Annotated in this window: 6 protein-coding genes; 3 read left to right on the top strand and 3 right to left on the bottom strand. The window is 36.6% G+C overall.

Annotated elements, in window-relative coordinates; translation table 11 throughout:
• A partial coding sequence (locus EZ456_RS24920) for a transposase (protein WP_205945083.1) occupies positions 1-247 on the top strand: 247 nt, incomplete at its 5' end.
• 300 nt (positions 248-547) lie between these two features.
• On the opposite strand, the gene EZ456_RS24915 is transcribed toward EZ456_RS24920, so the two are convergent.
• Genes EZ456_RS24915 through EZ456_RS24905 form a run of 3 tightly spaced genes read right to left on the bottom strand, consistent with a single transcriptional unit; the run spans position 548 to position 3,008 of the window.
• Complete coding sequence (locus tag EZ456_RS24915) at positions 548-1,024, bottom strand: DUF6265 family protein (RefSeq protein ID WP_131534914.1); 477 nt, start codon at positions 1,022-1,024, stop codon at positions 548-550.
• The gene (locus EZ456_RS24910; protein ID WP_225876617.1) at positions 1,021-1,569 is read right to left on the bottom strand and encodes a YfiT family bacillithiol transferase; all 549 of its coding nucleotides are present in this window, start codon (positions 1,567-1,569) and stop codon (positions 1,021-1,023) included. Before EZ456_RS24910 ends, EZ456_RS24915 begins: the two co-directional genes overlap by 4 nt.
• 41 nt (positions 1,570-1,610) lie before the next feature.
• Positions 1,611-3,008, bottom strand: a complete 1,398-nt coding sequence (locus EZ456_RS24905) for an aldehyde dehydrogenase family protein (RefSeq protein WP_131534912.1) — start codon at positions 3,006-3,008, stop codon at positions 1,611-1,613.
• Positions 3,009-3,194: 186 nt separating this feature from the next.
• On the opposite strand from EZ456_RS24905, the gene EZ456_RS24900 reads away from it, so the two are divergent.
• Together EZ456_RS24900 and EZ456_RS25470 are read left to right on the top strand one after the other, a co-directional pair.
• A complete protein-coding gene (locus EZ456_RS24900; protein ID WP_131534910.1) occupies positions 3,195-4,382 on the top strand; it encodes a hypothetical protein in 1,188 nt (395 codons plus the stop codon).
• A gap of 145 nt (positions 4,383-4,527) precedes the next feature.
• Positions 4,528-4,738, top strand: a 211-nt coding sequence (locus EZ456_RS25470) for a hypothetical protein (RefSeq protein ID WP_205945137.1), incomplete at its 3' end; no start/stop codon positions are given.

Genomic DNA, 4,738 nt, shown 5'->3' with positions numbered 1-4,738 from the left:
AAGTATCAAAGGTAAAACCAGGGTACACCGGATGGCTAATAAAGAGCTTAAAAGATTGCTGCATATGTGTGCATTATCTCTAATTCAACATAATGCGGAATTCAAAACATATTATAATAGAAAAAAGGATGAAGGGAAGCATAGCATGAGCATAATTAATGCTGTTAGAAACAAGATAGCACTAAGAGTTGCTGCAGTTATAAAAAATCAAGCCAGCTATAAAAATAACTATAATATGGCTGCTTAAAATTTGTTTTTATCATAACAATCATGCTGAATTTATTTCAGCATCTTTCTTGCTATAAAGACCCTGAAATAAATTCAGGGTGACGACAACTAAGATAAAAATTTCAAATAATATTCTTTACGCAAATATTATCAATCTCAATTTACCTTAAAAATATATTCATTTAAAGGTAAAATGAGAGATCAAATCTATTGCCGCTTATACCTAAACTCCGATTTCCTACTTTTACCATTCAACTCGCCTTCTATCCAGGCAAGCATTTCATTTTTACCGTGATTTTGGTAAAATGAGAGATCAAATCTATTGCCGCTTATACCTAAACTCCGATTTCCTACTTTTACCATTCAACTCGCCTTCTATCCAGGCAAGCATTTCATTTTTACCGTGATTTTGGTAAACTATTCTCTGCGGAAAATCATGTGTTTTATCTTCGAAAATATAGGCCTCATCTTTTGTAGAGATCAATTTGAAACAAGTCTCCCTCCCTCCATTCTGTCCGGTTACGGTTGAGCAATAAAAAATCTCTTTTCCAATCTTTTTGATATGAAGGGTTTCTGTAAGCAAACTATCCCCTTTGGCATTTATTCGATAGCTTTTGCCACTAAGCGTTTTATCTGGATTTTGGATCCACTGCTCTATAATTTTACCCTTGGCGGCTTGCATTTCCCATGAACCTAAAATAAAAGCAAAGGCCTTTGAAGGGTCTTTTTGTGCTTTCACATTGGTGAAAAAGCCAATAAGAATTAAGACCATGAAATTTAAACGAGTTCTTTTCATTTTCCTATCGTATTTGTAAGGTGTGCCAAATGATGCTTTCCATGCCAAGCGTACATACCCAGCATATTTGCTAAAGTAAGTTCTTTTCCTTGCGCAGGATGAATATACTTTCGTTGATAATCTTCCGGTTTCAATGTTTTTAAAAAAGCAACCCAACGTTGGTGTAAAGCAGCCAATAAATCTATAGAAAGTTTAATATCTCCATTCTTTGCTTCCCCTGTTTCGGCCCAGCGCTCTTCGTAATATGGCCTGATTACGGGAACATCTTCGGTAATGGCTTGTTTGAAACGAATATAAGCATTCACATGGCTATCTGGAATATGGTGAACGACTTGTCTCAAGGTCCAACCTTCGGGGCGATACACTTGATTTAACTCTTCATCGGTTAAATTTTCAGTAGCCTTTTTTAGTTGGCTAGGTAAAGTGTCGATTTCGGAAATCCATATGTCGATTTGTCTTTGATCGAAAACGTCTGGCATTGAAAATTGGCCAATGGGGTATTTAAGCTGTTCTAAATCCATGAAACCAAAATAGGCTTTTTGCATGAATTATTTTGCCACGGAAACACGGAATCCATGGAATATTTTTACATCAATTTCTTTAACCACTTTAACAAGCCCATTTTTGGTGCATATGGAGGATAAATCATCTTAGTTAACCCCAATTTAGACTGAAAAACCACCGCCCTTTCATGCGAAAAGGTTTTGAAACCAAAAATACCATGACAGCTACCTATCCCACTATTGTTAACCCCACCAAACGGCAAATTAGGATTACTAATATGAACCAGTACATCGTTCACACAGGTTCCACCCGCGCTGGTTTCGTTGATGATTTTATTCTGATTTGGCATACTGTCAGAAAAAATATAAAGTGCCAAAGGCTTTTCTTTCCTGTTCACAAAATCAATGGCCTCCTGTAGATTATTGTACGTAATAACTGGCAAAATTGGCCCGAAAATTTCTTCTCGCATGATGGCATTTTTTTCATTCACTAAAGTTAAAAGCGTTGGTGTAATGGTTAAATCTTGTTCATCCGATTTTCCGCCGAAGGCCAATACTGCACCATCACGAACAGCCTCTTCAATTAATTTATTTAAGCGATTAAATTGCTTAAGGTTAATGATTTTGGCATAATCATTTTTGTTAATTATCGATTTTTCAAAAAACATTTTCTGAACAGCCGTTTTGTAATGTGCTGCAAAATCAGTCAGCATGTTTTCTTTAATCAGCACATAATCTGGGGCAATACAGGTTTGGCCGCTATTAACCAATTTGCCCCAGGCAATTTTTTCAGCTGCTTGTTGCAAATCATAGGTTTCATCTACGATAGCAGGCGATTTCCCACCAAGTTCTAAGGTAACTGAAGTAAGGTTTTTTGCCGCAGCTTCCATCACAACTTTACCGATTGCTGTACTTCCGGTAAAAAATATATGATCAAAAGGAAGTTTTAACAGCGCTCTAGAAACTTCGGCATCACCTTCAAAACAGGCAATTTCTTTTGGATCAAAAGTATTGGAGATCAGTTTGCTGATTACGCCTGCCGTTGCTCCACTCAGTTCAGACGGCTTCAGGATTACGCAATTCCCCGCAGCTATTGCCGAGACCAATGGACTCATAATTAATTGAAGTGGGTAATTCCAGGGTGCAATAATCAAACAAACGCCTTTTGGTTCATAATAGATTTTGTTACTTGCGAAAAGATTACCCATGGTCCTGCCAACCGATTTTGGCTTCATCCAGCTGTGCAGTTTTTTTATAGCGTGATCTATTTCAGCATAGGTAAAAAATAGCTCAGTTACTGCGGTTTCGAAACGATTTTTGCGCAAATCGGTTTCTAATGCCACATATATTTCCGTTTCGGCTTTTTCTAAAGCTTGCTTCAGCAACTTTAATTTTCCGATACGGGTTTTAGCATCTGTTTTACGCAATTCGAATTTATGTCGTTGTTGTAAATCGAAAACTGATCTTATCTGTTCTTCCATAATTAACAAACGCTAACAATTTTTACCATATAAGCAATTTAAGAAAATATAAGGTTTTGGAGTTATATGAAAATTAAATGGTTAATCCAGTTACCCAATTTGTGAGTTAAATTTAGTTAAAATGCATCCATTTCATTAAAAATTCATTCATTTAAAGCATATTGCAGCAAATTTTAATATTAACAGATGAAAAGATTGTTTTTTGTTTTCGCATTCATAATTCCCCTGGTTATACATGCTCAAACCCTAAAAACAGATGTATTGGTTATTGGTAGTGGTGATGCCGCCTATGCCGCATCTTTTCAGTCGTTCAAATCTGGTGTTAAAACCATTCTCCTCACGCAAAAAGAACAGCTCGATCTTAAGAAGGTTTCTGAAGGCAGGTCTAAAACAGAGACTACTTTCTATCTGATCTTTCTGAAAAGGGAAGTCGAAAATGCAAAAAGCTTAGAGACCCCCAAACAAAAACCTGATAAAAAGAAGCCTGTAAAAGTGATGGTTGATAGCACGCAGCTACTGAATGTAATTAACAATACTCCTTACGCCGAAATTAAACGATCAGGTAGTGGCTGGGAAGTGAAACTCACGAAAGACAACAGCATTAAGGCAAAAATCCTCGTTTTGGCCGATAAACCAGATCAGTTAATGGCTACATTAAAAATAACAAACTTAAATTCCGCCGCTTCAAGCCCATTAAATTATAACGAAAACCTTTATAGAACTTCACTAGCAAGCATTTCTTCGAACGGTGCGCGTTTCCTATCGCTATATAACTTACTCATCCCAAACCAGGAAAACCTCTTATATATTCCTGCAGATCAGTTTGAAATTGGCCCTGCCGCTGGTGCAACTGCAGCCTACGCGGCATTTTTCGACACCAAAACCAGTTTTTCGAACCTGAAAAGGATCCAGGGTGAATTGTTAAGTTACAAACATGCATTAATGCCGTTCGAAGATGTAAAAGTGATAGATTCTAATTGGCTAGCAATTCAAAAAATTGGGATAACGGGCATTCTTAAGGCTGAAATAAAGCAAGATAAAGCCTATTTCAATCCCGAAAAAGAAGTTACATACGATGAAATTAAGCAGCCGATCAAAGATTATTATTACAAGGCTCAGATCTGGTTAGATGATCATCAGAACACACCCATAAATTTAGAAAACACCATTGCTCTGGTTTGTTATGTCGGGAATAAATCAATTGATGCTACGAAGGCAGAACTCCAAAAAAAGTGGAACAAAAATTACAGGTTCGCATCTAAATACGACCTTAAAAAAGTGTTAACAAGGCGTGAATTTGCGGTAATCATCAACGAGTACTTAAAGCCTTTTGATGATGTAAACGTAGATAAAACCGGTAGGGTGATTCGCTAACCTCACCCTATGTAAGTTAATGCAGCTACTTCTGTCTTCCGTGTCCCTCTCCTTGAGGAGCTAATCTTTACACACATTTATTTATAGAAAACATATTATAACGATCTGATTATCAATTATTTGTGGTTTATTTTTTGTATCTTTAATGATGTTAGATCATTGTTATTCAGGTGTTTATAAAGGTTTTTTATCAGATAGTCGTATTGCAGTTAGATTAGAAAATTGTTTGTCAGATTTATTATCTTCGGGAACAGCAGTCATCAATCGGTTAGCTCCAACCCATTCCTTAAAAGCTGCCTTCTATCGTATGCTATCGAACAAGCGATTGGAACATGATGATATTCTTGAAGGTGGCT

The sequence above is a fragment of the Pedobacter psychrodurus genome (genome assembly GCF_004331735.1).
GTDB lineage: Bacteria > Bacteroidota > Bacteroidia > Sphingobacteriales > Sphingobacteriaceae > Pedobacter > Pedobacter psychrodurus.
The sequence above is the reverse complement of the archived record's forward strand: the minus strand, read 5'-3'. Positions and strand labels throughout refer to the sequence as shown.

What these genes read in the sequence shown, in the direction of transcription:
- EZ456_RS24915 (WP_131534914.1), bottom strand. Translation starts at nt 1,024, where the DNA reads ATGAAAAGAACTCGTTTAAATTTCATGGTCTTAATTCTTATTGGCTTT.
- EZ456_RS24910 (WP_225876617.1), bottom strand. Translation starts at nt 1,569, where the DNA reads ATGCAAAAAGCCTATTTTGGTTTCATGGATTTAGAACAGCTTAAATAC.
- EZ456_RS24905 (WP_131534912.1), bottom strand. Translation starts at nt 3,008, where the DNA reads ATGGAAGAACAGATAAGATCAGTTTTCGATTTACAACAACGACATAAA.
- EZ456_RS24900 (WP_131534910.1), top strand. Translation starts at nt 3,195, where the DNA reads ATGAAAAGATTGTTTTTTGTTTTCGCATTCATAATTCCCCTGGTTATA.